Annotated in this window: 24 protein-coding genes; 10 read left to right on the plus strand and 14 right to left on the minus strand. The window is 69.7% G+C overall.

All coding sequences use genetic code 11. The features are described from left to right. Position 1: 1 nt before the first annotated feature. The 4 genes from N2652_02750 to N2652_02765 are packed head-to-tail and all read right to left on the minus strand — an operon-like array spanning position 2 to position 2,784. Complete coding sequence (locus tag N2652_02750) at positions 2-835, minus strand: metal ABC transporter permease (GenBank protein MCX7818116.1); 834 nt, start codon at positions 833-835, stop codon at positions 2-4. Then, complete coding sequence (locus N2652_02755) at positions 819-1,619, minus strand: ATP-binding cassette domain-containing protein (GenBank protein ID MCX7818117.1); 801 nt, start codon at positions 1,617-1,619, stop codon at positions 819-821. Before N2652_02755 ends, N2652_02750 begins: the two co-directional genes overlap by 17 nt. After that, entirely contained in the window at positions 1,616-2,485 is an 870-nt protein-coding gene (locus N2652_02760) for a metal ABC transporter substrate-binding protein (protein MCX7818118.1), read from the minus strand. Before N2652_02760 ends, N2652_02755 begins: the two co-directional genes overlap by 4 nt. Continuing rightward, a complete protein-coding gene (locus N2652_02765; GenBank protein ID MCX7818119.1) occupies positions 2,482-2,784 on the minus strand; it encodes a CopG family transcriptional regulator in 303 nt (100 codons plus the stop codon). Before N2652_02765 ends, N2652_02760 begins: the two co-directional genes overlap by 4 nt. A 127-nt stretch (positions 2,785-2,911) precedes the next feature. Between N2652_02765 and N2652_02770 the strand changes: the two genes are divergently transcribed. From N2652_02770 to N2652_02810, 9 genes are all read left to right on the plus strand, one after another. After that, positions 2,912-3,745 carry a hypothetical protein gene (locus tag N2652_02770; GenBank protein ID MCX7818120.1) on the plus strand — a complete coding sequence of 278 codons (834 nt, stop codon included), beginning with the start codon at positions 2,912-2,914 and terminating at the stop codon, positions 3,743-3,745. 73 nt (positions 3,746-3,818) lie between these two features. Next, entirely contained in the window at positions 3,819-6,677 is a 2,859-nt protein-coding gene (gene uvrA / locus N2652_02775) for an excinuclease ABC subunit UvrA (protein ID MCX7818121.1), read from the plus strand. Continuing rightward, positions 6,674-9,139 (plus strand): tetratricopeptide repeat protein, encoded by a 2,466-nt coding sequence (locus N2652_02780; GenBank protein MCX7818122.1) that lies wholly within the window; start codon positions 6,674-6,676, stop codon positions 9,137-9,139. Before uvrA ends, N2652_02780 begins: the two co-directional genes overlap by 4 nt. A gap of 25 nt (positions 9,140-9,164) precedes the next feature. Next, positions 9,165-9,797, plus strand: a complete 633-nt coding sequence (locus tag N2652_02785) for a MotA/TolQ/ExbB proton channel family protein (protein MCX7818123.1) — start codon at positions 9,165-9,167, stop codon at positions 9,795-9,797. Next, entirely contained in the window at positions 9,794-10,258 is a 465-nt protein-coding gene (locus N2652_02790) for a biopolymer transporter ExbD (protein ID MCX7818124.1), read from the plus strand. Before N2652_02785 ends, N2652_02790 begins: the two co-directional genes overlap by 4 nt. Further along, entirely contained in the window at positions 10,255-10,962 is a 708-nt protein-coding gene (locus tag N2652_02795; GenBank protein ID MCX7818125.1) for a hypothetical protein, read from the plus strand. The genes N2652_02790 and N2652_02795 overlap by 4 nt, the downstream gene beginning before the upstream one ends. Next, positions 10,956-11,186, plus strand: coding sequence for a hypothetical protein (locus N2652_02800; GenBank protein ID MCX7818126.1), 231 nt, complete (start codon positions 10,956-10,958; stop codon positions 11,184-11,186). The genes N2652_02795 and N2652_02800 overlap by 7 nt, the downstream gene beginning before the upstream one ends. Then, positions 11,183-12,520 (plus strand): histidinol dehydrogenase, encoded by a 1,338-nt coding sequence (hisD, locus tag N2652_02805; GenBank protein MCX7818127.1) that lies wholly within the window; start codon positions 11,183-11,185, stop codon positions 12,518-12,520. The genes N2652_02800 and hisD overlap by 4 nt, the downstream gene beginning before the upstream one ends. A gap of 2 nt (positions 12,521-12,522) precedes the next feature. Continuing rightward, positions 12,523-13,809 carry a PQQ-like beta-propeller repeat protein gene (locus tag N2652_02810; GenBank protein ID MCX7818128.1) on the plus strand — a complete coding sequence of 429 codons (1,287 nt, stop codon included), beginning with the start codon at positions 12,523-12,525 and terminating at the stop codon, positions 13,807-13,809. Positions 13,810-14,346: 537 nt separating this feature from the next. Here N2652_02810 and N2652_02815 read toward each other — a convergent pair. The 10 genes from N2652_02815 to N2652_02860 all read right to left on the minus strand — a co-directional run bounded on the left by N2652_02815 (position 14,347) and on the right by N2652_02860 (position 23,887). Continuing rightward, positions 14,347-15,153 carry an RDD family protein gene (locus N2652_02815; protein ID MCX7818129.1) on the minus strand — a complete coding sequence of 269 codons (807 nt, stop codon included), beginning with the start codon at positions 15,151-15,153 and terminating at the stop codon, positions 14,347-14,349. Continuing rightward, a complete protein-coding gene (locus N2652_02820) occupies positions 15,150-16,163 on the minus strand; it encodes a stage II sporulation protein M (protein ID MCX7818130.1) in 1,014 nt (337 codons plus the stop codon). The genes N2652_02815 and N2652_02820 overlap by 4 nt, the downstream gene beginning before the upstream one ends. Before the next feature lie 2 nt (positions 16,164-16,165). Then, positions 16,166-17,497 carry a DUF58 domain-containing protein gene (locus N2652_02825; GenBank protein MCX7818131.1) on the minus strand — a complete coding sequence of 444 codons (1,332 nt, stop codon included), beginning with the start codon at positions 17,495-17,497 and terminating at the stop codon, positions 16,166-16,168. Beyond that, entirely contained in the window at positions 17,494-18,459 is a 966-nt protein-coding gene (locus tag N2652_02830) for a MoxR family ATPase (GenBank protein MCX7818132.1), read from the minus strand. Before N2652_02830 ends, N2652_02825 begins: the two co-directional genes overlap by 4 nt. Before the next feature lie 3 nt (positions 18,460-18,462). Beyond that, positions 18,463-19,560 (minus strand): hypothetical protein, encoded by a 1,098-nt coding sequence (locus tag N2652_02835; GenBank protein MCX7818133.1) that lies wholly within the window; start codon positions 19,558-19,560, stop codon positions 18,463-18,465. Continuing rightward, a complete protein-coding gene (locus N2652_02840) occupies positions 19,544-21,148 on the minus strand; it encodes a DUF4129 domain-containing protein (GenBank protein ID MCX7818134.1) in 1,605 nt (534 codons plus the stop codon). Before N2652_02840 ends, N2652_02835 begins: the two co-directional genes overlap by 17 nt. Further along, a complete protein-coding gene (locus tag N2652_02845; protein MCX7818135.1) occupies positions 21,145-21,348 on the minus strand; it encodes a hypothetical protein in 204 nt (67 codons plus the stop codon). The genes N2652_02840 and N2652_02845 overlap by 4 nt, the downstream gene beginning before the upstream one ends. 149 nt (positions 21,349-21,497) lie before the next feature. Continuing rightward, positions 21,498-22,496: a hypothetical protein gene (locus tag N2652_02850; protein MCX7818136.1), complete on the minus strand. Its 999-nt coding sequence runs from the start codon at positions 22,494-22,496 to the stop codon at positions 21,498-21,500. Beyond that, positions 22,493-23,011: a hypothetical protein gene (locus tag N2652_02855; protein MCX7818137.1), complete on the minus strand. Its 519-nt coding sequence runs from the start codon at positions 23,009-23,011 to the stop codon at positions 22,493-22,495. The genes N2652_02850 and N2652_02855 overlap by 4 nt, the downstream gene beginning before the upstream one ends. A 102-nt stretch (positions 23,012-23,113) precedes the next feature. Further along, positions 23,114-23,887, minus strand: a complete 774-nt coding sequence (locus N2652_02860; protein ID MCX7818138.1) for an RDD family protein — start codon at positions 23,885-23,887, stop codon at positions 23,114-23,116. 170 nt (positions 23,888-24,057) lie between these two features. Here N2652_02860 and N2652_02865 point away from each other — a divergent pair, with 170 nt between their 5' ends. Beyond that, on the plus strand, positions 24,058-25,422 hold the full coding sequence (locus N2652_02865) for a Gfo/Idh/MocA family oxidoreductase (GenBank protein MCX7818139.1): 1,365 nt from the start codon (positions 24,058-24,060) through the stop codon (positions 25,420-25,422). Positions 25,423-25,429 lie beyond the last annotated feature (7 nt).

A 25,429-nucleotide genomic window follows, 5' to 3' on the forward strand; every position in this document is an offset into this window, starting at 1 on the left:
GTCAAATGAGCGATCGTCTCTGTCGTTTCTGCGAGGTGTTTGCGAGCCACGCCAGCGCGAACATCGCGGCCTGAACCAGCACAATCGCGGGGCCGGCGGGAACGTCGAGGAGAAGGCCCACCGCTAGACCTCCGAACACGCCGGCGACGCCGAGTGCACCGGAGGAAAGGATGGCCCCTGTAAAGCTTCGCGCTCGCAGTAACGCTGTTGCTGCCGGAAAGATCAACAAACTGGTCATCAGCAAGCTGCCGACGATTCGCAGTCCGATGACGACGGCGCCGGCGGTGAGGATCGCAAGTCCTCGTTCGTATCGGTGAACCGGCAGTCCGCAAACGCGCGCGTGATCCGCGTCGAACGTGATCGAGAGCCAGTGCCGGCGCAATGGCAGGACGGCGACCGTGACGGCCACGGCCAGCGCCGAGGCAACGATCACGTCCCGCGGTGTCACCGCCAGCACATCGCCGAACAGATATGCGAACAGGTCGGCGCGGAATCCGCCGCCACGGGCGGCCAGTGCACTGCCCACTGCCAGGCCGGTGGCGGCGACCATGCCGATTGCAGTGTCGCCAAACATCGTGCCGCGTTCCGGCAGCCGCGCCATCAGCAGTGCGGCGGCAGCGGCCAGTGGCAGCGCCAACGACAGTGGCGCCCACCCCAGCCACAGTGCGATCCCGACAGCGCCCAACGTGAAATGCGAGAGCCCTTCACCCACCAGCGCCGAGCGGCGCAGCAGCAGAATTACGCCGAGGAAACCGCTCGCCAGTCCCACGAGCAGCCCGGCCACGACCGCGCGCTGAACAAAGGCGTACCGCAGAAGCTCAGCCGGTGGCAGCATGGGAGCTGTCCTCCGTATCAGGGCCGTGCCGGTGGCAGATGAGATGCTGGTGCGGTGCGCCAAAGCGACGGCACATATCCGCGGAGGCGCAAAACTGCTCGAACGTCCCGTAGAACACGACACTTCGGTCAAGGTACAAAAGCCGCTGGGCATGGGCGCCAATTGTTGCGGTGTCGTGGGTGACCAACAGAATCGTGGTCCGGCGTTCGCGATTCCACTTCTCGAGCAGGCGGTAAAACGCTTCCCGAAAGGCGGGGTCCAGTGCGGTGGTGGGCTCATCGAGCATCAGCAGCTGCGGCTCCGCGGCAAGCGCTCGAGCCAGCAGCAGACGTTGTCGCTCGCCGCCGGACAAACTGCCGACCGCTCGCCGCCGCAGCGCGCTCAGGCCGACGGCCTCCAGCGCCGCCTGAACCACGTCGCCGCGTCGCCTGCGGCCATCTCCCGACTCGCGCGCTCCGGCTACGCATCCGGTTTCGACGATTTCCTCGACGCAGGCCGGGAACCGCGGCAGGGGCAGCGAAAAACTCTGCGGCAGGTAACCAATTCGCGGCTGTGCGGGGTGGCCGTCTGGTGAGTAAAACTCCACGACGCCCGATTCCCGGGCAATCAGGTTCAGCATCGCTCTGAGCAGCGTGGTCTTGCCGGCGCCATTCGGGCCGACCACACCGACGTAAGCGCCGGCGGGCACCTCGAACGTCACGTGGTCCAGTACGACGAGCTCGCCCAGCCGGACCGTGAGGTCCCGAACCCGCAGAATCGGAACGTCACCAACGCAGCTGCTCATGGAGCATCGAGGCCTTCCCTCAGCACTTCGAGGTTCCGCCGGTACAGCGACAGCCACGTTTCACCGCGGAGCGCCTCTTCTGGCGTGCGATTATGGAGTGCGTGGAGCCGGCGCAATTGTGCGCCGGACTCGGCGGCGATGACGCTGGCGATTTTGGGCTCGAGGATTTCCTCGTGGTAGACCACGCGCGCGTGAGTGTCGCGAACCGCTCGCACCAGGCCTGCAACTGCGTGGGGCGACGGGGGCGCATCGGGCGAAAAGGCCTCGATGGGAGTGAGGAACGTCAGACCATAGCGGCGGGCGAAGGCGTCGAACGCACGATGTCCGGCGAAGATGATGGTTCGCCGTCGAGCCCGACGGACGAGTTCGCGGATGTCCCGGTCGAGCCCCGTGACCTGCTCGAGGTAGGTGCGGCATCGCGCGCGGTATTCTTCGGCGCGGGGTGGGTCCAACCGGACCAGCGCCTCGCTCAGCGCTGCGACCACGCTGGTCACCGCGAGAGGATCTGTCCAAAAATGCGGGTCCGCGTTGGGGGGGATGTCTGCGGGCAAATGCCGACTGGCAACGAACACCGCCGGTGTGGTGCCGACCGACTGAAGCAGGCGTTCGGCCCACGGCTCGAGCTGGGCATCGGCGTAGAGAAAGAGATCGGCGGAGTGGAGGGCGGCGACGTCGGAGGGGGTGGGAGCCCACGAGTGGACCTCCGCGCCGGGCGGAAGAAGCTGGCGGACCTGGGCGGCGGGGCCGGCGATCGCTCGGGCCCAGTCGTACAGCGGGAAGATCGTTGCGAGGACCCGCGGCGGTGCGGCGGCGCCGCTGAGGGTGGCGGCAGCCCACAGCGCCAGCGTCGGGATCGTGCGGCTCATGTTGTCGCGCAATGCCTTCGGGCGGGGCGGGCGGCGCCGGCGCGGCAGACGACGTGGACCGCATGGCAGTCTCGGCAGCGTCGGACCGCGTGGGAGGCCTCGAAGTGGCGCCAGTGCCGGCGCTGGTCGGGCGTGAAGACGCCGCTGCCGCCGCAGAGGGGGCAAATGTGATCGAGCGCGTGCAGCAGCGCGGCGCGGATGAAACTGGAGCGGTTCGGCAACACTTGCAGCGCCTGCGCCAGCTTCTGTTCTGCCTTGAACGTGATCACCCGGAGCGACGAACGCGATGTCGAGCCCATAGAAAAATTGTAGTACCAGGTAATACCAATCTCAACCGGCGGGGTTGCCGGCAACAGTGCGCCGGCGGGCTGGCCGCTGGCGTGCGCGGCGGTGATCCGGTAGACTCTGGCTGCGGAGCTTCGAACGATGAACGGATGGATGCGGCGGGTGGCGGCCGCGGTGACGCTGGCGGCGGCGATGGTCCGGGCGGCACCGCAGATTGAGCACACGCCGGTGACCGTCGGCGTGAAGGGCGAACCGCTGATGATCCGGGCGAAGGTGGACGGGCGGGGCCGCGCGGTTCGGGCCGTTCAGCTGCACTACAGCACCTCCCGCGATGCGGCGCCATTCGCGGTGCCGATGCAGTCCACCGGCGCGGGCGTGTGGGTGGGGACGATTCCGGCGGGGGTGCTGGCGGTGCTCGACCGAGTGAGCTACTACATCTCCGCGGAGGACGACCGGGGCGCGACCGCGGAGACGCCGTGGGTGGCGGTGCGATTGCAGGCGCCCAGCGGGGAGGCGGCGCGCGAACGGCCGGGGTGGGTGACGCCGGCGCTGATCGGTGGGGGGGTTGCGCTGGCCGCTGGCGGGGTGGCGGTGTGGGCGGCGAACAGCGGGGACGGGGATGGAGGCGGGGACGTGCCGGGCGGTGCGCCCGGCACTTATGTGGGTACCGCAACCCGCTGCCAGACGCTCACGGGCGCCGCACCGACGTGTGAAACGCGGCCGGCGACGATCCGAATTGCGGACGATGGAACCGTCTCCAGCAGCGATCTGCATCCCGGCGTGGCGATGCAAACCCGCCTGTCCGGAACCGGCTTTGTCCTGACCGCGCCGGTGAGGGTGCCGGGCACGGACGGAGAGGTCCGCTACATCGGCACGCTCGTGGGGGGGCGGATCGTCGGCAGCATCGAGGGCTCCGCCGGTAGCGGCACAAATACAGTGCTCTACTCGGGGACGTTTTCTGCCGCGAAACAGTGAGGGGCGGCCTGCACGACCGGCGCCGACGCCGGCGCGGAGTCCGCCGAAGTGCGGGCGGCAGAGGAGTCACGCGGTGACCGCAGCCGACGGCGACATCCACGTTCGCGGCGCGCGGGAGCACAACCTCAAGAACATCGAGGTTCGAATTCCGCGCGGACGATTGACGGTAATCACGGGCCTGAGCGGCTCGGGCAAGTCGTCCCTCGCGTTCGATACGCTGTATGCGGAGGGGCAGCGGCGGTATGTGGAGAGCCTCTCGGCATATGCGCGGCAGTTCCTCGGACAGATGCAGAAGCCGGATGTGGATCACATTGAGGGGCTGCCGCCCGCGATCGCGATCGAACAGCGGACCGCCGGAGCAAATCCGCGTTCGATTGTTGCGACGACGACGGAGATCCACGACTATCTGCGATTGCTGTTTGCGCACGCGGGCCAGCCGCACTGCTGGAAGTGCGGCCGCCCGATCACGCCCCAAAGTGCAGAACAGATCGTGGAGCGGTTGCTGGAACGGCCGCGCGGCACCGCGCTGACGTTGCTGGCACCGCTGGTGATCGGGCGCAAGGGCCGTCACGAGGCGGTGCTGCGGCAGGCAATGAAGGACGGGTTTGTGCGAGCGCGGATTGACGGCTCGGTGGTGGAGATCGAGTCGGCGCCGGCGCTGGACCCCCGGCGCAAACACACGATCGAGGCGGTGGTGGATCGATTGACGCTCGCGCCCGAGGTGCGGTCCCGCCTCAACGACTCGGTGGAGACCGCACTGCGCGCGGGCGGGGGGCGGCTGGTCGCGCTGACCAGCGAAGGGGGAGCGACCCTTGAGACGCTTTACTCCGAGACGAACGCCTGTCTGCACTGCGGGCTGAGTTTCGAAACGTTGCAGCCGCGCCACTTTTCGTTCAACAGCCCGTACGGCGCCTGCCCGGCCTGCCATGGCCTCGGATCGGTCGAGGTCTTCGACGAGGATCTGATCGTGCCCAATCCGGAGCTCTCGCTGGAGGAGGGGGCGGTTCAGGCCTGGCGGCGTGGCGGGCGGCGCCTGTTGATCTACTACAAGATGGTGCTGCGAGCGGTGGCGCGGCACTATGGCGTGGACATGACCACGCCCTATCGCGAGCTTCCCCCGGAGTTCCGGCAGCGGTTGATGTACGGGTCCGGGGAGGAGCTGGTCGAGTTTGGCTACTGGCGCGGTGGCGCATGGCGGCGGCTGCGGCGGCCGTTTGAGGGCGTGATTCCGAATCTGCGCCGCCGAATGGAGCAGACGCAAAGTGACGAGGTGCGCGAGCGGCTGCGCCAGTACCTCTCCCGGCGGCCCTGCCCGGACTGCCGCGGGGCCCGCTTGCGGCGGGAAAGCCTGGCGTGCACCGTTGGCGGCGTCTCGATCGCGGACGTGTTGCGCATGTCGGTGCGACAGACCGCGGAGTGGCTGGAGCGAGCGACCGCGGGGCTGGATCCGACGCGTGCGCGTGTGGTCGCGGAGGTCGTTCGGGAGATCCGGGCGAGGCTGCAGTTTTTGTGGGATGTCGGGCTCGACTATCTGACGCTCGATCGCGAGAGCGGCACGCTCTCCGGCGGCGAGGCGCAGCGCATCCGGCTGGCGACGCAGATCGGGTCGGGTCTCGTCGGTGTGCTGTACGTGCTGGACGAGCCGAGCATCGGGCTGCATGCCCGCGACAACGGCCGACTGATTGAAACGCTGCGGCGGCTGCGCGATCGCGGCAACACGGTGGTGGTCGTGGAACACGACGAGGCGACGATTCGCGCGGCGGACTGGGTGATCGATCTGGGGCCCGGTGCCGGCCGTGAGGGCGGCCACGTGGTGTTCCAGGGACCGGTCGCGGAGCTGGAGCGTGCGCCGACGCTGACCGGCGCGTACCTGCGGGGCGAACGTGCGATCGCGGTCCCCGCGCAACGGCGTCAGCCCGACGGCCGGTGGATCGAAATCGTCGGCGCGCGGGAGAACAACCTCAAGGGGGAGCGGATCCGACTGCCGGTCGGACTGCTGACCTGCGTGACGGGCGTGTCGGGTAGCGGCAAGAGCACGTTGGTGGACGTGGTGCTGCGCCGGGCAATCGCGCGGCAGTTCTATGGTGCGCGCGAGACGCCCGGCCGGCACGAGCGGATCGAGGGGTTAGAGCATATCGACAAGATGGTGGTCGTGGACCAGTCGCCGATCGGGCGGACACCGCGCAGCAACCCGGCGACCTACACCGGTGCGTTCGACCCGATCCGCGATTTATTCGCGTCAACACCGGCGGCTGCGCAGCGGGGTTACCGGCCGGGCCGCTTCAGCTTCAACGTGAAGGGCGGGCGCTGCGAGACCTGTCGCGGGGATGGCATTTTGAAGGTGGAGATGCAGTTTCTGCCCGACGTGTACGTCCCCTGCGAACAATGTGGTGGCCGGCGGTTCAACCGCGAAACGCTCGAGGTGAAATGGCGTGGGCGATCCATCGCGGACGTGCTGGACATGACGATCGCGGAGGCCTTGGATCTGTTCGCTCCGGTGCCGGCGGTCGCACGGCGGCTGCGGACGCTGGTCGAGGTGGGATTGGGGTATCTGCAGCTCGGGCAACCGGCGACCACGCTTTCCGGCGGCGAGGCGCAGCGCGTGAAGCTGGCCGCCGAGCTCAGCCGCCGGGAGACCGGTCGCACGCTGTACCTGCTGGACGAGCCGACCACGGGGCTGCACTTCGCGGACGTCGAACGGCTGATGTCGGTGCTGGAACGTTTGCGCGATGCGGGGAACACCGTTGTGGTGATCGAGCACAATCTGGACGTGATCAAACGGGCGGACTGGGTGGTGGATCTTGGTCCGGAGGGAGGTGATGCCGGGGGCTGGCTGGTCGCGGCGGGTCCGCCCGAGCGCATCGCTGCAGAGCCACGCTCCCACACCGGCGCGGCGCTGCGGCCGCTGCTGAGTAGGGCCCAGACACCATGAGACCATCTCGGCTCTACCAGCTGGTGCTGGCGCTGGGCGCGTCGGTGGTCGCAGCACAGCGCCCGGACGAGCTGCTGCGGCGCGCGCGAGAGGCGATGCGTGACCAGATCTGGACAGTCGCGGCACGCTGGTTTGAACAGGCGTGGTCGAACGCGCCCTCGGACGAGATCCGCGTGGAGGCGGCGTTGGGTCTGGCCGATGCGCAGATGGAGCTGAATGCGGCGGCTGCCGCGGCGCAGCTGGAGGAAAAGGTGCCGACGGCTTGGCGCGACGCGGCGGCGGTGTGGCTGCGGCGAGCGGCGCTTCGTCAGCGGGGCGGAGATGAGGCGGGTGCGCGGGAGGCGATCGGGCGGATTCGATGGGACGATCTTTCCGCGTCCGACCGACCGCGCGCGGTGATGATTTGGTCGGATTTGCTGTGGGCGCGCGGTGAGACGGACGAGGCGCTGGCCGCGCTGGAATTTGCGCTGCCCGTGCTGGGGCCGTGCGCGGTGACGGTGGCGCGCCGGCTGGCGCTGCGCTGGCGTGAGGCGGGAGTTCCGCAGCGCGCGGTCGAGCTGCTGGAAGGACAGTTGGCGGCGGCATCCCCGCCGGAGGGATGGCTCATCCGGCTGGATCTGGGCGGTGCGTACCTCGACGTGGGGCGCACCGCGGACGCCGCGGAGGTGATGCGCCCGCTCATCGAAAGCGAGGAAGGCCCTCGGTCGATGCGGGCCAGCGCCTGGCTGCTCCGGGCGAAGGCGGAGGCATCGGCGGGTCGTGCAAATTCCGCGGACGCCGCCTTTGAGGAGGCGCGTCGGCTCGCGGAGGGCTCCGGCACGGAGGGGGACATCCTGTTCGAGCTGGCCGCGTACCGTTTGCACATGGACCAGCTCGATTCGGCGCGCGAACTCATTCGGCGGGGGCTTCAGCGGCATCCACGACACCGCTGGGGGGTGGAGCTGCAGCTGGATCTGGCGCGGCGGCTTCGGGCGCGCGGTGAGGCGGCGGCGGCGCTGGAGGCCTTCCAGGCCTATCTGGAGATGTCGGAGGATCCCGCCGGCCAGGCGGAGGCACTGATGGGAAAGGGCGAGTGCCTGGTGGCACTCTCACGGCCGCTGGAGGCGGCCGCCGCGTTTGAGCGGGCGGCGGTGACGTTGCGCGAGCCGTCGGCCAGGATGGCGGCCGAGCTCAAACGCGCGGAGGCGCTCGCGCAAGCGGGGCGCTGGGCGGAGGCGCTGAACGTCTGTGAAGCGTTCCTGCGGGCGAACCCGGAGCATCCGGCGGTCGGCGGCACCGCGGTGCTGGCGGCGGAATGCCTGGCGCAGCTCGGGCGAGAGGACGAGGCGCTGCAGCGGCTGAGCGCCGCCACCACGGGGCCGTTCGCGGCGGCGGCCCGGCTTCGGCGCGCTCGTCTTCACGAGCGCCGGCGCGACTGGGACGCGGCGGAGCGCGCCTATGCGGAGTTGCTGGAGCTGCATCCCTCCGCACCGGAGGCGCGGTGGGCGCGGCTGGGCCTGGCGCTGCTGCACTACCGCCGCGCAGATGGCGAGGCGGCACTTCGCGTGTTGGAACCGCTCGGGGGGCGGGATGCGGCGGACGAGGTGGCCGAGCGGGCTGAGGTCTTGCGCGTGTGGTGTCATCACCTCCTTGGCGATGAGGCGGCCGCGGTTGGCGTGGCGCAGCAGTTCCTGCAGCGTTGGCCCCGTTCGCCACGGGCGACGGAGGTTCGGTTGTGGTTGGCGGATCTGAACTGGCATCGTGGACGGTTTGAAGCGGCGGAACGCGAGTACGTGGAGGTTGCGGATCTGACCCGAGGAAGGCCGCCGGGCGACATTGCACGGTATCGGGCGGCCCGTGCCGCGGCGGCGGCGGGCGAGCTATCGAGGGCTCTTCAGCACTTCCAGCGCCTGGCGGAGGAACATCCGGGTAGCCCGGTGCTCCTGGAAGCACGGTTCGCCCAGGGGGATGTGCTGGCGGAGATGGGCCGGTTCGATGCCGCGGTACTTTCGTTCGACGAGGTGATCCGGGCTGCGCCCGACTCGACGTTGGCGACGCTGGCCTGGGGGCGGAAGGGCGACTGCCATTTCACGCTCGGCGCCCAGGCACCGGCGCGCTACGAACAGGCGCTGACAGCCTATCGGGTGGTGGCCGACCGTGAGCGGGAAGCCGTGGACGTGCGGCTGCAGGCGGTGTACAAGGCGGGTCGCTGCGAAGAACTGCTGGGACGCTCCGCGGCGGCGATCGAGCGCTACCTCGCGGTGGTGTATCGCCACCTCGAAGAGCGGGCAGCTGGTCGGCCAGGAGCACCGGTGTGGTTTGCGCGCGCGGCGTTCGCGGCGGCCGCGCTGCAGGAACGGGCGGAACTGTGGCAGGAAGCGGTCCAGATTTACCGGCGAGTGGTCGAGGACGGAGGACCGGCGTCCGCGGACGCGGCGGCGCAGATCCGGCGTTTACTCAGCCAGCATCCGGAGACTCAGTGACGGAGCGCTCAGGAGGAGAGTCCCGATGATTAGCTGGCTGAACCTTGGTGGCTGGCCGGCATGGCTGGCGGTCGGCATCGGGATCGTTGCGGTCGCGGTGAGCGTAGAGCGCTGGTTGTTCCTGCGGCGGGCGCGGGTCCCGCTGGACGACTTCCTCCGCGGCATCTTCAACGTGCTTGAGCGCGGGAACATCGCGGAGGGCGTCGCGCTGTGCGACGACACGCCCGGGCCGGTGGCTCGGATGGTGCGCGCCGCCCTGCTGCGGTTGGCCGACGGACCGGCGGCCGCGCGCGAGGCGATGGTCGCCGCAGGCACCGCCGAGATTCCGCGACTCGAGTGCCGCGTTCGGGTGCCGGCGGCCGCCGCGCGCCTCGCCGCGTTGAGCGGTCTGCTCGGCACGGTACTGGCGCTGATCAACGCGGGCCAGCGGATTGAACTGCGGGCGCCGCTGGTGTACGCGGGCGATCTGGCTGCCGCAATGTGGCAGGCGCTGGTGTGCACCGCGATCGGTCTGGCCGTCGCCATTCCGTGTTGGGCGGCGCACCAGCTGCTGGTGGCGATGGTGGAGTCGGTGTTGGTGGACATGGAGGACGCGCTGCGCCGCGTGACCGAGCGCGTCGAGCGCGGCGGCGCACCACCGGCGGGGAGAGTCGGGTGAACCACCAGCCGCTGCGAACGGGCACGTTTGAGCGAACGTTTCGGACGCGGCTGGCGCGTTCGCCCTCGCCGCTGGATGCGGCAGCGGTCGCCAGCGTGTTGGTGGCAGCGGCGACGTGGTGGATCCTGCGGATGCCGTTCATCGCACAACCGGCAGTGCCGATCGAGCTGCCGCCTGCCGCAAGCGCCGAACCGGTGCGCTACGGCACGCTGATCGTCGCGGTCACGGCGGACGGCCGCATGTTCGCGTGCGACCGGCCGGTGGATCTCGCAGAGCTGGCACGACACTTCGAGACGGCGGTCCGCGAGCGACCGGACACGACGGTGTTGATTGAGGCCGATCGCCGCGTCCCGCAGGAGTTGCTGGTGCGGATTTACGACCTGGCCGCGCGCGTCGGGATTCGACGCGCGGAGATTGCCACGCAGATGCCGGCGCGTAGCGCGCCGGAGACCTCGCGATGAGAGCGCTGGGGAACGGGGGGGCGTGGCGCTGGCTGATCGCGGCGGTGATCGCGGCCTGTGCCGGGGGTGCGCTGCTCGGCGGCAGACTCGCCCCGCCGCCAGAGAGCCTTCCGCCATCAGGGGGCACGGCGCGCGCACGAATCGCACACCGCCGGGCGGAGCCCTCCACGGCGGAGGTGGCGCTCTCGACCGTGATCTGGTCGCCCGTTCTGTTTGCATGGCCCTCGTCGCTGGGGTTCAGTCGGATCCAACCGCCGGAATGGACGATCGGCCCGCCCGTCGATCCGCCGGATGTGCCCGTGCCGTCGCCGTCGGCGTTGGTCACGTCTTCTGTTCCCGAGCGCACGGCAACGCGCCGAGCGTCGCCCGTGGATTGGTTGGATGCATCTCGCTTGCCGCACCGGCATCTGCCCGCACCTGCTTCCGGACTGCACGCGGTGCACGGAGAGCTGCCCGACCATGCCGGGTGGCCGCTCACCGCACAGGAGGCCGGCGCGCTGCCGTGGAGCGCGCTGGTGACGATCCACGTTGCGCCGGAGGGCTGGCCCGCGTCGGTGTGGGTGGATTCGGCCGATGCGCCGGCTGCCGCTCGGTCGGCCGCCGCCGCCAAAATCGTGCGCTGGCGATGGCCGGCGTCAGAAACCACTCGCGAGGTCATCGTGCGACTGGTGCACGGCGGCGTCGCCGCGAAGGAGCGATGGTGAGGCGCCTGTTCTCCGAGCACGTAGGACTTTGGGTGATCGGGATGCTGGTGGCGGTCGGTGCGCTGTGGCTACACTCCGCGGTGACCGACGCGCTTCGGCGGCGGCGCCGCGTGGCATCGCTGTACCGCTGTGAACGCTGTGGTCGGGTCTATGAGGATGAGCGCAACGTGCCGCTTTCGGCCTGCCCCGGATGCGGCGCCTTGAACGAGGCGATTCAGCGATGAGAGCGATACCGCCGATTGTGCGATGGGAGGAGCCGGTGGGAGCCGCCGCGTTTGAGCGGTTTCTGCGCGCGCCGCCGGTGGCGCCCCGCGCGGAGGCGCTGGCGCGGCGCGTGTTGGCCGCCGTGCGCCGCGACGGCGATCGGGCGGTGACGCGCTTCACCGCCCGCTTCAATGGCGTCCGGCTTGCTCCGGAGCGATTCCGCGTACGCGACGAGGAAATACGCGCCGCGCGCGCACGGGTGCCGGCCTCGTTTCTGCGGGCGGTCGCCGACGTGCTGCGGCGGGTGCGCCGCTTTGCGCGCGCGGGGTTGCGCGCATCGTGGGAAATCCGCACTCCACGAGGGGGGCGGCTCGGCGAGCAATGGGTTCCGTTGGGACGCGTCGGCGTCTATGTGCCGGGGGGTGCGGCCCCGCTGGCTTCCACCGCGCTGATGACCATCCCGCTGGCCAGGATCGCGGGAGTGCCGGAGGTGGTCGCCACCACACCATGCGGCCCCGACGAATCCGTGGATCCTCACGTGTTGGTTGCGATCGCGGAGGCCGGCGCGACCGAGATCTACCGGCTCGGTGGCATCCAGGCAATTGGCGCGCTCGCGTATGGCACCCAGACGATCCGGCGCGTCGACAAAATCGTGGGACCGGGCGGCCCGTTTGTGACCGCGGCGAAGCGCGCGGTGTACGGCGAAGTCGCGCTGGACATGGTCGCCGGCCCGAGTGAGGTCGCGGTGCTCGCCGACGCGAGCGCGCGCGCCGACTGCATCGCGGCCGATCTGCTCTCGCAGGCGGAACACGGCACCGGCCATGAGCGGACGCTCCTGGTCACCACCTCCGCGGCACTGGCCCGCGAGGTTGCCGGGGAGCTGGCCGTGCAGGGCCGTCGTCTTCGCCGCTGGCCGAAGATCCGCCAAGTGCTGCACCGGCGCTCGCTGATTGTCGTGGTACCGGACCTCGTGACCGGTTGCGACGCGATCAACCGCTTCGCACCGGAGCACTTGGAGATCCTCGCGGCGCGGCCGCGACGGTGGCTGCGCCGCATTCGCTGTGCCGGTGCGGTGTTTCTGGGGCGGTGGACGCCGGAAAGCGCCGGGGACTTTGTCGCGGGGCCCAGCCATGTGCTGCCGACCGGCGGCACCGCGCGATTCTTCTCCGGCCTTACCGCGGACGATTTCCGGCGGCGGATGAGCGTGCTGGAGCTCCGACGAGAAGATCTCGAGGAAATGTGGCCCTCCATCGACGCGTTCGCGACGGTGGAAGATCTTCCGGGCCATGCGCGCTCTGCCGCGCTGCGGCTGGGCCGGCGGTCGACAGGGGACGGGGACGGAACGGCTCCGTGAAGATGCCGGTGGGTCATGTGCTCGGTCTGCTTGCGGTACTGCTGCCGGCCGGTGTTGCGAGGGCGGGTACCGCCGCGAGCGGCCCGCCAATCCGGTGGCCGCGGTGGCGGGGTCCGAACGACAACGCGGTGGTGGAGACGCCGCTGCCGGTCGGTTGGTCGCCCGCGTCAAACATTGCGTGGCGGGTGGCGCTGCCCGGTTCGGGCGCCTCCACGCCGATCGTCTGGGACGGCCGCATCGTGGTCACCGTGCCGATCGACGGTCGCGACGGCGCGCTGGCGTTTGATGCCGATGGGCGCGAGGTCTGGCGGGCAATGCTCGGGCCGGCCCGCCCCCCGAAACATCGTGCTGCCTCCAGCTGCAACCCTTCGCCGGTGACCGATGGCCGCCACGTCTGGGTGTACTACAAGAGCGGGACGCTGGCGGCGCTGGCGCTGGACGACGGTCGCGTGTGCTGGTCGGTGAACGTCGAGGAGCGGTTCGGACGGGACGAGCTGGTGTGGGACATCGGCACCTCGCCGGTGCTGACCTCGGAGGCGGTGGTGCTGTCGGTGATGAACGGCCCGCGTTCGCACCTGGCGGCCTGGGACCGCGAGAGCGGCCGGCTGCTTTGGAGTGTCCGGAGGAGCTATCCGTGCGCGTTTGAGGCCGACCAGGGCTACACGACTCCGCTGGTGTTCGAATGGAAAGGTCGCGAGGTGGTGCTGGTTTGGAACGCAGAGCACGTGACGCTGCACGATGCTCGCGATGGAGCGGTGTTATGGGACTGCGGGGGGCTGAACCCCGAGCGGCGCCCCAACTGGCCGCCGGTTGCCTCGCCGCTCAGGATCGGCGGACGGCTGATCGTGCCGTACGGTCGGGGGACCCGGCTGTTCGGCCTCGAGCTGGCTGGCGCCGGCGATGTCACCGCCACGGCGCACCGCTGGGTCCGCACCGACACGGGCAGCTACGTGCCAACCCCGCTGGCCTGGCGGGGTCAAGTGGTGCTGCTGAGGGACCGTCACGAGGTGCAGGGAATCGACCCTGAGGACGGGCGGACGCTCTGGAGCGGTTTGCTCGAACAGAACCGCGCTCCCTTTTATGCTTCGCCGCTCATTGCGGCGGACCGGCTCTACGCGGCGCGGGATGATGGAGTGGTGTTCGTCGCGGAGCTGCGGCCGCGTTTCCGCGTGGTCGCTCGGGTCCCGATGGGAGAATCGATCCGCGCGACACCGGTGCCGTTCGGTTCGCGACTGCTGCTGCGGGGTGAGCGTACGCTGTGGTGCGTCGGCAGGGAGACCACGCCGTGACCACCGCTCCAGGGCTCCTGCCCCCCCTAGAGGTGCGGTAAGGCGGTCGCCACGCTGCTGATGATGCCCTCGGCGGGTCCGTCCGCCACCGCCGCGGAGCCGCGACCGTGGCTGGTGTTGATGGGATGCCGATCTGTGGCGGACGACAGCAACGACGCAGATAGTTTGGTCGTTGAGGCCGGTGCCCAGCGCTTTGTTGCGCGGCTCTCCCTCGTGGATGCGGCGGCGCGGGCACTGGAGTTCTCCGAGCGTGGGCGGGAACAGAGCGAGCATTTCGGCACCACGCTCGGCGGTGTGCTCGCGGCCGGCCGCGATGCGGCACGGTGGGTCGAGGAGTCACTGGCCGGCGGCTTTACGATCCGCACGCGCTACGCCTGCGCGGGGGGCCGCAGCCGTCGATCGCGCCACTGTGTGCTGGTGGAGATCGCCGGCCGTGACCTAAGGGAAGAACTGTTGCGACGGGGTTGCGCGCAGCTGCGGGGCGTCCGCGCAACGCTGCCCAGCGGCGAGACGGCCACGCGCAATCGAGTCGGAGGCTCAGCGCACACCGCGTGCGCTCCTCGCCGCGGTGGGGGTGCGGCGGCCGGCCCCCCGGAAATAGGAGTCGACCACATTTCGCACCAGCTGCTCGTCCGAGAGCTCCGCAGTGTGTTCGCGCGGCAGCTCGCAGAGGGCGCGCAGATCGGCCGCGATTTCTGCAAACAATGCCGCGCGCGCGTCCGCGTCCATCTCCGCTCGGCGCAGCACCGCCCGGAGTGCGACAACCGCGGCGGCGGGCGGAAGCCGACGGCGCAGGCGGGCTTCCAGATCGGGCCGCTCCCGCAGGCTGTTGAAGCGTTCCGGTTCGAGCCGCTCCAGATCCGGAACGGCGGGCGCGCGCGCGCACACGACCACCGTGTTCGCGCCAATGTCACCAAGCCGCTGCGCGAGCGGGCTCAGCCACGCCGCCACGCCGCCGACAAGCTGAAAGATTGGTAGCTGGTCCACCGCGCGCAGCAGGTTTCGCAGCACGACTTGTTCCCGCGAGAGCCGTAGCCCGCGGCGATCCACGACGCGGATGTGCAGCAGCCGCTTGCCGATCGTTTCGCCGCGCCACCGCCATTCCAGCGCGATGCCATAGCCGATCGAAACGACGAATATGCCGATGAACCGCAGCGCGGCGGACGTGTCCGGCGAGATCAGCCGCATCAGCGCGAGCGCGCGGTCAACCAGCAAAACAATCGCGGCGACCGCCGCCAGGTCCACCAGCCAGGCCAGCATGCGCGAGACCGGACCGGCGAGCGGCAGCGAGAAAACAACCCCCTCCGGCGTACGGATCTCCAGACGTGGGACCGCATCGCTCACTGCGCGGTGGTCTCCGTGCTGCCGCTCCCGGCCCGCGCGACATACAACGCGAGTGCGCCGAGCTCCAGAAGGCCGATCGCGATCTTGATCGTGTAGGGCAGTCGCGGTTCGTGGTGCTGGGAAAGAAACGACTCGACGCCGGCCGCCCACGCCAACAACAGCGCGGCGCCGCCGATCAGGGAAAGCACGTCGCCGCGCACCGCGCCCAACCGCTCCGCGAGGGGGCGGTGACGGGGCCCTTCTGCGCCGAGCAGCGCGCCGCCCAGCACCAGCCCCCCCTGCGCCGCGAGCAGAATCGCGGGAATTTCGACGGCGCCGTGCGGTAGCAGCCAGCCCAGCAGGAACTGGCTCTGGCCGGCGACCACGTAGTCGGCAGCGACCGCGCCCAGCAGCATGCCGTTCAGCGCCAGCACCACCGCGGTGCCGGCACCGAACGTCATGCCGAGCGCCAGCAGCAGCACCGCCACGCGCACGTTGTTCACCCACAGGTACGCAGCAAACGTGCGATATTCGCGCTCGCCGCCGCCGGGCCGCATCATTTCGCGCTGTTCGATTTCCACGCGTTCGGCGGGAGGCATCCGCAGGTGCTCGAACGGCAGCAGGTGTCGGCGCGCGGCGGGGTCGGAAATCAGCGCGGCCGCGCCGAAGATCGCGCCGGCCACAAAGATCGCGGCCGCGGCGGTGCCCGCGCGCCATCGACGACGGATCGTGGCCGCCAATCCTTCGCCGAGCCATCGGCCAGGACGCCAGCGCACGGCGGGCTCCCGCAGCGCATGGATTTCGGCGTGGGCGCGGGCGACCAGCGCCTCGAGGTAGGTTCGCAACTCTGATTCGCCGCCGAAGTCGCGCACGTCGGCGAGGTCGGCCGCGACCTCCTCGTAGAGCGTCAGCAGCCGGCGGAGATCATCGAGCTCGAGCCGCCGGAACGGCGCGTCCGCGACCTCCGCGATCCGTTGCTCAAATTCGCGCCACAGTGTGCGGCGGCGTTCCACGAAGCGTGGTAGGTCCACAATCACAGTCGCTGCCGTTCTCGCGCCTCGACGTACCGCGAAATGACCGCCGCGCTGAGACGCTCGTCGTCCACCGCTTCGAACACGACGCCGAGCCGGCGCAGCGCGCGGCGTAGTTCCTCGATCCGCCGCCATCGTTCGTGGCCGTCGAGATGGCGGTAGGCCTCGTCGAGCGTTGCGGGCGGAGGGCCGGACAAGAGCGGACGCGCGTCGGGGGCGCGAAGCGTGAACGCGATCACCAGATGCTGGCGTGCTGCCGCGGCGGCCGCGGCGGCGAACCCCGCCGCCGCGGCCGCATCGTCGAGACCGGCCAGCACCACGATCAGCGCGCGTTTGCGCAGACGTCCCCGCACAAACGCGAACAGCTCGGCGTGGTCCGGTGAGACCGGTACCGGCGCAGCGCCCAGCAGGGCGTCGCGGCAGCGGTGGAGGTGGGCCGCCCCGTGGCCGGCGGGGACGAACTGCCGGACCGTGCGGTCGAAGAGGAGCAGGCCGAACCGGTCGCCCTGTTCGCGCGCCGCGGCGCAGAGCATCAGCGCGGTGGCGACGAACCGGTCCAGCTGCGTCGGCGCGCCCGCTTCGCCCGCGCGGCGCGGGGCCGGTCGGCCCGCCAGTCGCGAGGCGTCCACCGCAATGACCACCTCCTGGGTTCGCTCGATCTGAAACAGCTTGGTCACCGGATGCCGTCGGCGCGCGGTTGCCTTCCAGTGAATGTCGCCGTAGTCGTCACCTGGCACATATTCCCGAAGCTTCTCGAACTCGCGCCCTTTGCCGACCGGTCGGCGGCGGCGGAGGCCGGCGCCGCCCCTCACGAGAAATTGCGCAGCGACGCGGCGACGTTCATCCCGCAGGTTCGGCAGCAGGTGCAGTTCCGCATCGAGCGCGATGCGGCGCCGGACCTCCCACAGACCCCACGGCGAGTGTACCGCGACTGCGGCGGCGCCGAGCCGGTACCGACCTCGTGCGGCTGGCCGGCAGGGCCATCGCACCACGCCGCACGGCGCCGGCTCCGCGGCGCACTGGATCGTCGCCGCCCCCACCGCGGCCGGCCAGTCCACCGCCAGTTCGATGCGCGAGCCGGCATTTCGCGCGGCCCAGTGCACCGGCACGGCCTGGGCCTCGCCCACGACCAGTCTCAGCGGCGAACGCACCGAGACGCTCACGCCCTGCGCGCGGGGCAGTGCGCGCAGCGCATCGAGCACGCTCAGCGCAATCGCCACCACCGCCAACGCACCCATCGGCTCGCCCAGCCGTGGTTCCACCGCCGCCATCAGCGCCAGCGGAAGCCCGACCCATCCGAACCAGCGAATGAGGGTGGTGGACGGAACAATCATCGCGGCACCGGCACCTCCGAGAGCACCGACTGCACCACCTCGGCGACCTGCACGCCCTCGACCTCGAACTCCGGACGCAGGATCAGCCGGTGACCCAGCACGTGCGGCGCCATCCGCTGCACGTCGTCGGGCGTAACGAAATCCCGCGCCTCGAGCGCCGCGGCCGCGCGGGCGGCGAGCGCCAGTGCCTGCGTTGCGCGCGGGCCGCCGCCCAGCAGTACACTTTCGTGGCGGCGTGTTGCGCGCACGATGTCCACAATGTAGCCGATGATTTCTGGTCGAACGGTGAGCGACCTTAGGGCGGCGCGCAGCTCTCCGAGCCCCCCTGGTGGAATCTGCGGGCGGACCTCGCCGCGCTCGACCAGTTGTTCCGGCGCATCCGCGCCGAGCGTGCGCGCGGCTAGCGATAGCTCGTCGTCGCGTTCCGGAGGCCCCATCGGAATGCGGAGAAAGAAGCGGTCCTTCTGCGCTTCCGGCAGCGGATAGGTGCCCTCGAATTCCACGGGATTCTGTGTCGCGAACACGGTGAAGTCCGGCGAGAGGGGGTGGGTGGTGCGATCAATCGTCACCGCACGCTCCTGCATCGCCTGCAGTAGGGCGGACTGCGTTTTCGCGGGCGCGCGATTGATTTCGTCCGCGAGCAGAAACGTGGTGAAGATCGGTCCCGGCGCGAAGACGAACTCGTTGCGCGCCAGGTTGAAGACGTTTGTGCCGGTGATGTCGGCCGGCATCAGGTCGGGGGTGAACTGGATGCGCCCGAACTCGACGCCGAGGGCGCGGGCGAGCGCGCGCACCAGCAGCGTCTTGCCGACACCCGGTACACCCTCGATCAGGGCATGCTGCCCGGCCAGCACGGTGGCCAGACAGAAATCCACCGCCTCGGCCTGGCCGATGATCACGCGGCACAGTTCGCTGCGGATCGCGCAGATCCGGTCCAGCAACAGGTTGAGTTGGAGGGGCATCGGTTACTCCTTTTGGTGAATGCGGGCGTGCAGATCGCGGATCACTTCCAGCGGCGGACGGTCGCTCGGCGGCGGCCCGACGGCGGCGAGGCGCGCCGCCGCCGCGGGTTGGGAGGGCGCGCAGAACCGGCGCCACTCCCTGAGGTATGTCTCGGCCAAATGGGATGGCGGCACGTGGCGGCGCAGAAGGTCGAGAAAGCCGTCGCGCAGGTCGGTGCGGTCCTCTAGTGCGAGCGGCGATGCGGCGGGGCGGGGCGGCAGCAGCGGCACCAACGTGCGCCAAAGGCCGAGCAACCCCAGGGTCAGCAGCACCATCAGGGTGGGGTGCAGCCGCAGCCGCTGCACGTACTCGCCCCAGCCCGGTGTGCGACGGACGCCCAGATGGGCCTCGGCGAACCACACGTTCGGCCCGATAAACATCGCGCAGAGCCGTTCCGTGCGGCGGTGCCGGAACAAGCCTTCGTTGCTCAGCAGGTACGAGTCGCTGGCCAGTATCAGCCGGCCGCCCTGCCACCGGCGCGAGATCAGAACCGGCCGGCCCTCGCAGTGCAGCCACACCTCCCATGCCGGCGAGGTGCAGACGAAGTACAGCGGCGACAGCCATGGCCATCCATCCGAGGCCTGCCGCGCCGTGTTCCCGCTCGCTCCTGCACGGTACAGTTCCACTCCCCAAGCGTGCAGCAGTTCCGGCGTCGCCTCGCCCGCCGGCCGGCGGGTCGTGGCCGCGGTGGGGACGACGGCGTCTGCGGAAAACGCGCCGACAAACACGCCACCGGCGCGGGCGAACGCCGCAAAGCGTTCCGGTGAAGGCATCAAGCGCAGCGCGGCGGGCGTGAGACCAGCGGCCACGAGCGTGCCGGGGCCCTCGGGAAACCGGTCCGCCAGCGGTTCGTACCACCGCACCGCGGTCATGCCCGGCAGCAGCGCAATCGTTTCGTACAGCGCGCGCAGGCCGAGCGGATCGCTGCGCAGCGTCGAGTACGGCGGGAAGTCATCTCCTGCGGTGGCCTGCCAGGAGAGGATGTGGTAGGTGCCGACTGTGAACGCGAGCCCGAGCAGCATCACCGTCGCGATCGCCAACAGATCACGCCGCGCGCTCATGCCACGTTTCCAGCTCCGAGAGCATCGCCTCGACCGTCGCCCGGTCCGCGGGGTGGTCGCCGTACCAGCAGCGCTCAAACACGCTGAGCCAGTGCGCAAAGCGCTGCGGCAGCCTTGCGGGGACGTCGGCGCGGCGTTCGAGTTCGCGGCGGTAGTCCCGGTTCGTACGTGCGGGCCGAACGGTGATCCATCCGTGTGCCGCCAGTGAGGCCAGCATCGCGAGGAACGCGGCGCGCACCGCGCGGCGCAAATCGCCGGCCGCGGCGAGGTGGCGCGCCAGCTGGCTCCATTCGTCGGAGGGGCTAGCGGTGGCGAGCGTCGTTTCTGCATCGACGGGGGCGGCGAGCGGCTCCGGGTGCGAACCGGTCGCGGGCCGCACAGGCGAACGCGCGTGGCGGACCAGCCCGAGCACCAGCAGCATGCCCGCTGCGATCGCCGCCGCCCAGGCGGCAGGTCGGACCCAACCGGTGCCGGCGTTCCGCTCTGTCGCGCTCCCGGGCTCGCCGGCCCGCCGGCGCAGCCATTCCTCGATACGCGCGAGCAGGCGCCGCAGGCTCTGGCCGAGCGCGGTGACTTGTCGGCCGAGCCAGCGCAACGCCCGCTCGAAGAGGGAGGTCGGCTCGCCCGCGGCGGGCTGCGCGTCGCGCGGCAGTCGCCAGGCAAAGTCCGGCCGAGCCAGTACGCGATCGGCCGCTGCGTTGAACTCCTCCACTGTGGGCGTGGCAGCAGGTGGCGGCACAGGAGCGGCGACCGACGGGGGTGCGAGCATCGCGGCGAGGGCCAGCGCGGCCGCGCGGCAGCGGCGCCATTCCGCGCGCAGGTCGGCGCCCGTGCGGCGCGCTTCGATGTGGAATGCGCGCACCGCATACAGCGCCTTCAGCGGTGCGTCGAGCAGCAGATGGGTGGCCGCGACGAGAATCAGCGCGAACGACCCTCGGAGCACCCACAGTTCGTTCATCGAAAACGTCCCTCGCACGCCGAACAGCGTTCTGGCGAGCTCCGGCAGCACGGCGAACATCACCGCGAGATTGACTGCGGCAAGTGGTGCGGCGATCGAAAAGATGCCCAGCGCCAGATGGTTTTGTGCCGGATCGCTGCGAGCGAGCGCCCATGCGCGCGTCCGGGCAGTCGTAGCCTCCGCGGCAGGCCGCTCGCACACCGCGGTCAGGCTCTCATGCCACGCGACCCACCATCCGAAGGGGGCGACTGCCAGCAGTGCCGGCACCCCCGCCAGCAGCGACCATGTGGAGCACCTCGCGTGCAGGCCGACGAGCGCGATCCAGTCGCGCCAGCTCCAGCGCTCGGGTGCTGTGTCCGCCGCCGCCGCTCGCACCCACGCGCCCAACCGCGATTGGGCGACGCGTTTCCAGAGGTACAGCATGGCAACCACCAGCGCGCCGGCTGAGCAGCGCTGACGGGCGAGCGCACCATGGGTCATGTCGGTCCAGTACCACAACAGACCAAGCCAGAATGGCACCGCGCCGGCCAAGTGCCATGCGAGCGCCATCGGGGTACGCCGCAACAAGGCCAGCGCCTCCTCCACGAGCTCGACCGGAGAGTGGCCGTCCACAGGCCGCAGAGCGCTCACCGATCCACCTCTGACGCCCCGGCGGCCCCCTCCGCGCGCTCGTGGATTTCGGCGGGGATGGCCAACAGCAGCCGGCCCAGCAGATAGAGGGCGCCCCACAGCGCCGCGAAACCGGCGAGCCCCAACACCATCGCGCCCGGAACACGGCGGTCGTGCCGGGCGCGGGCAGACGGCCCCCCCAGACACATGGCACACAACATGCGCCCTTGGTGTTCCGTGACGCATTCGCGGCAAAAACAACCGCCGCATTCCGGGCATCGGGCGGCGGCCGGCCGGGCGGGATGATTGCGGCAGCCGGTGGCGAGGTCCGTCCGCGTGTTCTCGTTCCCGGGCCTCGCGGAGAGCGCGTTCATCTCGACCGGCGGGCCGCTAGACCACCCCAAATGGCCAGCAGCGGCGACACGGACGCGATCACGCCCAGCATGGAAACCATCGCCGGTGCCGGGACGCCTGGCGGCTTCATCAGCAGCTCGAGGCCGCTGCCCGTTGGGGTGTAGCCGAGTCCGGCCATGATGGACAACACATACAACGCGACGGCGCGCAGCGTCCAGTACAAAATGACGGCGATCGCCCAGTGTCGCAGTTTCGCCCCGTGTGTGGCGGTGGTTCGTCCGAGCATCATCACGGATCCAACCAGCAGGGCCATCGAGGTAATCGCCAGTGTCGCCAGTGTGGCGGGGAGCGCTTGCACTCTCAGACCGGCGACCGCCGCAAGTCCTTCGACGATCAACAGCGCGCACAGCGCCCCAGCCCATCGCCGTGGCAGGGGAAGCGGCGGCAACGGCGGCGGGACGGCCGGCGGGAAGGCGCTGCGGGTGGCCGCGGAAGGGTCGAGGCGTGAGGCGGCCGCGGCCGCGAGCATCTCTGGGGTCAGGGGCGGCTGGACGACGGCAATCGCCTGGCAGAGGCGGGCAATGCCGCGCCGGGCGGGCCGCTCCCGGCTCCAGGCGCGAACGAGCACGGAACTGGTGCGCGTGCGGACGGTGGTGGCGCAACCGCGCCCCCGGCTGAGCTCCAATCCGAGTGCCACAGCTCCGGCCGCAGCGATGAGCGCCCCTACCACTCGCGCGGTGAGCGGCCCGGTCCACAGGAGCGCGAGGCTCAGCCCTGCTGCCAGCGACAGAGCGCCGAGCGAAGCGCCGATTTCCCGCGCGCGCGTCCGCTGCAGAATCACCGCCTCGATGTCGCGGAACTGCAATCGCCGGTAGTGCTCCACGAACCATGCGCGTTCGACCACCAGCAGGTGGTCGGGGCCGAGCCACGCCGTCGCTTTCGTTGCAACGCCATACCAGCGGCCCGGTAGCCGCCGATAGGACGGGCGCCGCCGGGATGGGGACGACGGGCTCATCGAACGTCGTTCTGCGCACCGAGAGCGGTGATGATTACGCGGATCACCCAGCCGATCAGCACCAGCCAGCCCAGGGAGACCCCGCCCGCCAGCAACAGCGCCAGCCAGCGACGAAATTGACTGCGTGGTAGTACGCTCGTCGGACTACGCCAGTGATAAAGGATCAGCGCCAGCGAGAGTGGGGCGGTGAAGATCGTGAACCCGGAGGTGACGACACCCAGCAGCGGTAGCAGCACCATCCAGAGGCACAGACTGTCGTACTGCACCAGGTGCGGAACGTAGCGGAGCGAGCGACCACCCGAGCTCACATCCCGTTCGAAGCACTCTGCGCACAGCCGCTCATCGTCGCCTTCCACCGCGCACAGCTTGCAGGCGAACCGACCGCAGTGTGGGCATACGATCCAGGCACCCTGGCCGGGATGCCGATAGCATTCGGCTCCTTTCGGCAGCAGGTCCGCCGCGAGGGAAGGGGGCGGGCGCGCCCAAGCGGCAAACCGTGTGACCTCGGTGGGCACGCCACATACGGGACATTCGAAGTGCTCCTGCGAAGCCGACGGCGGTCGCCACGCGCCGCCACATCGTGGGCAGTGTTCGCCGGCTACCGTCACGTCAGCGAGTCAGGTTCTGATCACGCGGGTGTCCGCGACCATGTCGTGCAGCGCGCGCTTTTCGCGGTCAAAGGCGGCCAGCAGGTAACCGACGCCCGCGGTAAGCTGGCTCAGATACTTCGCAAAGTGGCGGCCTGCGGCCCGACCGTATCCGAGCGGCGAGCCGTCCGCACGCACCACCCGCAATCGCAGGGCCATCTTGCCGAGCGTCGCGCCAAATCGGCCAACCATCCAGATCTCGTAGACCGCGAACATCGCCACGGACAGCAGCCACATCACAGCGACGACCCCGCCCAACGTGACGAGCTCCGTCGGAGAACCGACCTCCCCAATTCTGCGGACGGCACTCCACATGACGGGGATGTAGATCGAGTAGTACGCGACCGCCATCAGAATGCTGTCGAGCATCGCGGCGGCGAACCGTGCCCAAAATCCCGCAAAGGCGGCACCGGTTCGCAGCTGGCCCTGCTCCAGCAGCCGCTGCGCAACGAGCGCTTTGCAGCCCCCGCACGCCCACGCGGATCCAAGCCGCACCATCTCGGACTCAGAGAACAGCTGCCCGCATTCGACGCAGCGGCGAGCAGTCTTTTGGCCGACGGCCGCAAGCTCTGTTTCCGCCAGCTCCCGATAGCGGACCCAGTCCGCCAGACCCGGCCGCCACACCAGCGTCTCGGGTCCGATGCGGCCTTCGGATGCCATCGCCCGCAGCTCTGCCGCCGATAGCGGCCCCCGGGGAGTACCGCCGTCCGCGTAGAAGTACTCCGATGTTTGCCCGTTCGTCATGGCCTGCGACTGTGCAGTTGGCACGGACCGCTTCGAGCCTCTCATGACCACTGGCGGCGATCAAGGCCCGCAGCCGCCCGCGGCGGACGCTTGACCAGGGTCGGACGGGCGTGATGAGATGCGGGCCGGTCCGGCGTGCCTGCCGGCGGGTGACTTCAAGGGGATCGACGATGAAAACGCGGTATGTTCGCCGACGAAGATTTCTAGCGGAGACGGGGCTCGGGCTGGGGGGCATGTTGTGGGGTACCAGCCGGGCCTGGGCTGGCGCCAACGACCGGGTTCGCGTCGCGGTTCTCGGTATCCACGGGATGGGCCGGTCGCACATTCAGGAATACCAGAAGCTCGCGAACGTCGAGATCGCCGCGCTGTGCGATCCGGATTCGAATCTCTTCGCGCCCGTGATCAAGGAACACTTCGAGCAGCGCGGTCTGCGGCCGCCGAAAACCTACACCGATTTGCGGCGGCTCTATGAGGATAGGGAGATTGACGCCGTTTCGATCGTCACGCCGAACCACTGGCACGCGCTTGCGGCAATCTGGGCGATTCAGGCCGGCAAGCATGTCAGCGTGGAAAAGCCCTGCTGCCACAACGTGTACGAGGGCCAAAAGCTGGTTGAGGCCGCCCGAAAGTACCGCGTAATTGTGCAGGATGGCGCCGAGCAGCGCAGCAATCCGTGTGCGCAGACGATGGCGAAGTTCCTGCACGAGGGCGGCCTCGGCGAGGTCTATCTGGCGAAGGGTTTGTGTTACAAGTGGCGCAACACGATCGGCCGCTATCCGGACGAGCCGGTGCCGCCGGGGGTGGACTACGACCTATGGCTGGGGCCGGCGCCGAAACGGCCCTTCAATCGCAACCGTTTTCACTACAACTGGCACTGGCACTGGGACTACGGCAACGGCGACCTTGGCAACCAAGGCGTGCACGAGCTGGATATTGGGCGATGGGGGCTCGGGGTCCGGCTGCCCACTCGCATTGTCGCCTCGGGCGCGCACGTGATGTTCGATGACGATCAACAGACGCCGAACGTGCTGTTCGTGGCCTACGAGTTTCCAAATCCCGCGGGTGGTGGCGACAAAAAGAAGATTCTCCAGTTTGAGGTCCGACACTGGGTTACGAACCGCGAGGACGCGATGTGGATGCGTCCGGTGAGCACCGCGGGATATGCCGCCACCAGCGCCGGCAACACGATCGGCAATCTGTTTTTCGGCTCCAAGGGGTATATGGTGAAGGACGTGAGCCGCTGGGCGACCTTTATGGGCGAGCAGCGTGAGCCCGGTCCGACCGGCTCTGGGGTGGGCAATCACTACCAGGTGTTTGTGGATGCCATCCGTTCTGGTGATCCGGCGACGTTCAATCAAAGCATAGAGGAGGGTTTTTTGACCTGCGTGCTTGTGCACCTGGGCAACATCGCGTACCGGCTGGGCCGGTCGCTCGAGTTCGATCCGCAAACGCTCACGTTCCCCCATGACGCCGAGGCCAACGCGATGTTGACGCGCGAATATCGCGCGCCGTTCGTGGTGCCGGATCGCGTATAGCCGGCTT

It is taken from the genome of Kiritimatiellia bacterium, assembly GCA_026417735.1.
Taxonomy (GTDB): domain Bacteria; phylum Verrucomicrobiota; class Kiritimatiellia; order PWTM01; family PWTM01; genus CAACVY01.

What these genes read in the sequence shown, in the direction of transcription:
- N2652_02760 (MCX7818118.1), bottom strand. Translation starts at nt 2,485, where the DNA reads ATGAGCCGCACGATCCCGACGCTGGCGCTGTGGGCTGCCGCCACCCTC.
- N2652_02750 (MCX7818116.1), bottom strand. Translation starts at nt 835, where the DNA reads ATGCTGCCACCGGCTGAGCTTCTGCGGTACGCCTTTGTTCAGCGCGCG.
- N2652_02865 (MCX7818139.1), top strand. Translation starts at nt 24,058, where the DNA reads ATGAAAACGCGGTATGTTCGCCGACGAAGATTTCTAGCGGAGACGGGG.
- N2652_02755 (MCX7818117.1), bottom strand. Translation starts at nt 1,619, where the DNA reads ATGAGCAGCTGCGTTGGTGACGTTCCGATTCTGCGGGTTCGGGACCTC.
- N2652_02800 (MCX7818126.1), top strand. Translation starts at nt 10,956, where the DNA reads ATGGTGAGGCGCCTGTTCTCCGAGCACGTAGGACTTTGGGTGATCGGG.
- N2652_02860 (MCX7818138.1), bottom strand. Translation starts at nt 23,887, where the DNA reads ATGACGAACGGGCAAACATCGGAGTACTTCTACGCGGACGGCGGTACT.
- N2652_02810 (MCX7818128.1), top strand. Translation starts at nt 12,523, where the DNA reads ATGCCGGTGGGTCATGTGCTCGGTCTGCTTGCGGTACTGCTGCCGGCC.
- N2652_02780 (MCX7818122.1), top strand. Translation starts at nt 6,674, where the DNA reads ATGAGACCATCTCGGCTCTACCAGCTGGTGCTGGCGCTGGGCGCGTCG.
- N2652_02795 (MCX7818125.1), top strand. Translation starts at nt 10,255, where the DNA reads ATGAGAGCGCTGGGGAACGGGGGGGCGTGGCGCTGGCTGATCGCGGCG.
- N2652_02845 (MCX7818135.1), bottom strand. Translation starts at nt 21,348, where the DNA reads ATGTTGTGTGCCATGTGTCTGGGGGGGCCGTCTGCCCGCGCCCGGCAC.
- N2652_02770 (MCX7818120.1), top strand. Translation starts at nt 2,912, where the DNA reads ATGAACGGATGGATGCGGCGGGTGGCGGCCGCGGTGACGCTGGCGGCG.
- hisD (MCX7818127.1), top strand. Translation starts at nt 11,183, where the DNA reads ATGAGAGCGATACCGCCGATTGTGCGATGGGAGGAGCCGGTGGGAGCC.
- N2652_02850 (MCX7818136.1), bottom strand. Translation starts at nt 22,496, where the DNA reads ATGAGCCCGTCGTCCCCATCCCGGCGGCGCCCGTCCTATCGGCGGCTA.
- N2652_02765 (MCX7818119.1), bottom strand. Translation starts at nt 2,784, where the DNA reads ATGGGCTCGACATCGCGTTCGTCGCTCCGGGTGATCACGTTCAAGGCA.
- N2652_02835 (MCX7818133.1), bottom strand. Translation starts at nt 19,560, where the DNA reads ATGAGCGCGCGGCGTGATCTGTTGGCGATCGCGACGGTGATGCTGCTC.
- N2652_02825 (MCX7818131.1), bottom strand. Translation starts at nt 17,497, where the DNA reads ATGATTGTTCCGTCCACCACCCTCATTCGCTGGTTCGGATGGGTCGGG.
- N2652_02830 (MCX7818132.1), bottom strand. Translation starts at nt 18,459, where the DNA reads ATGCCCCTCCAACTCAACCTGTTGCTGGACCGGATCTGCGCGATCCGC.
- N2652_02785 (MCX7818123.1), top strand. Translation starts at nt 9,165, where the DNA reads ATGATTAGCTGGCTGAACCTTGGTGGCTGGCCGGCATGGCTGGCGGTC.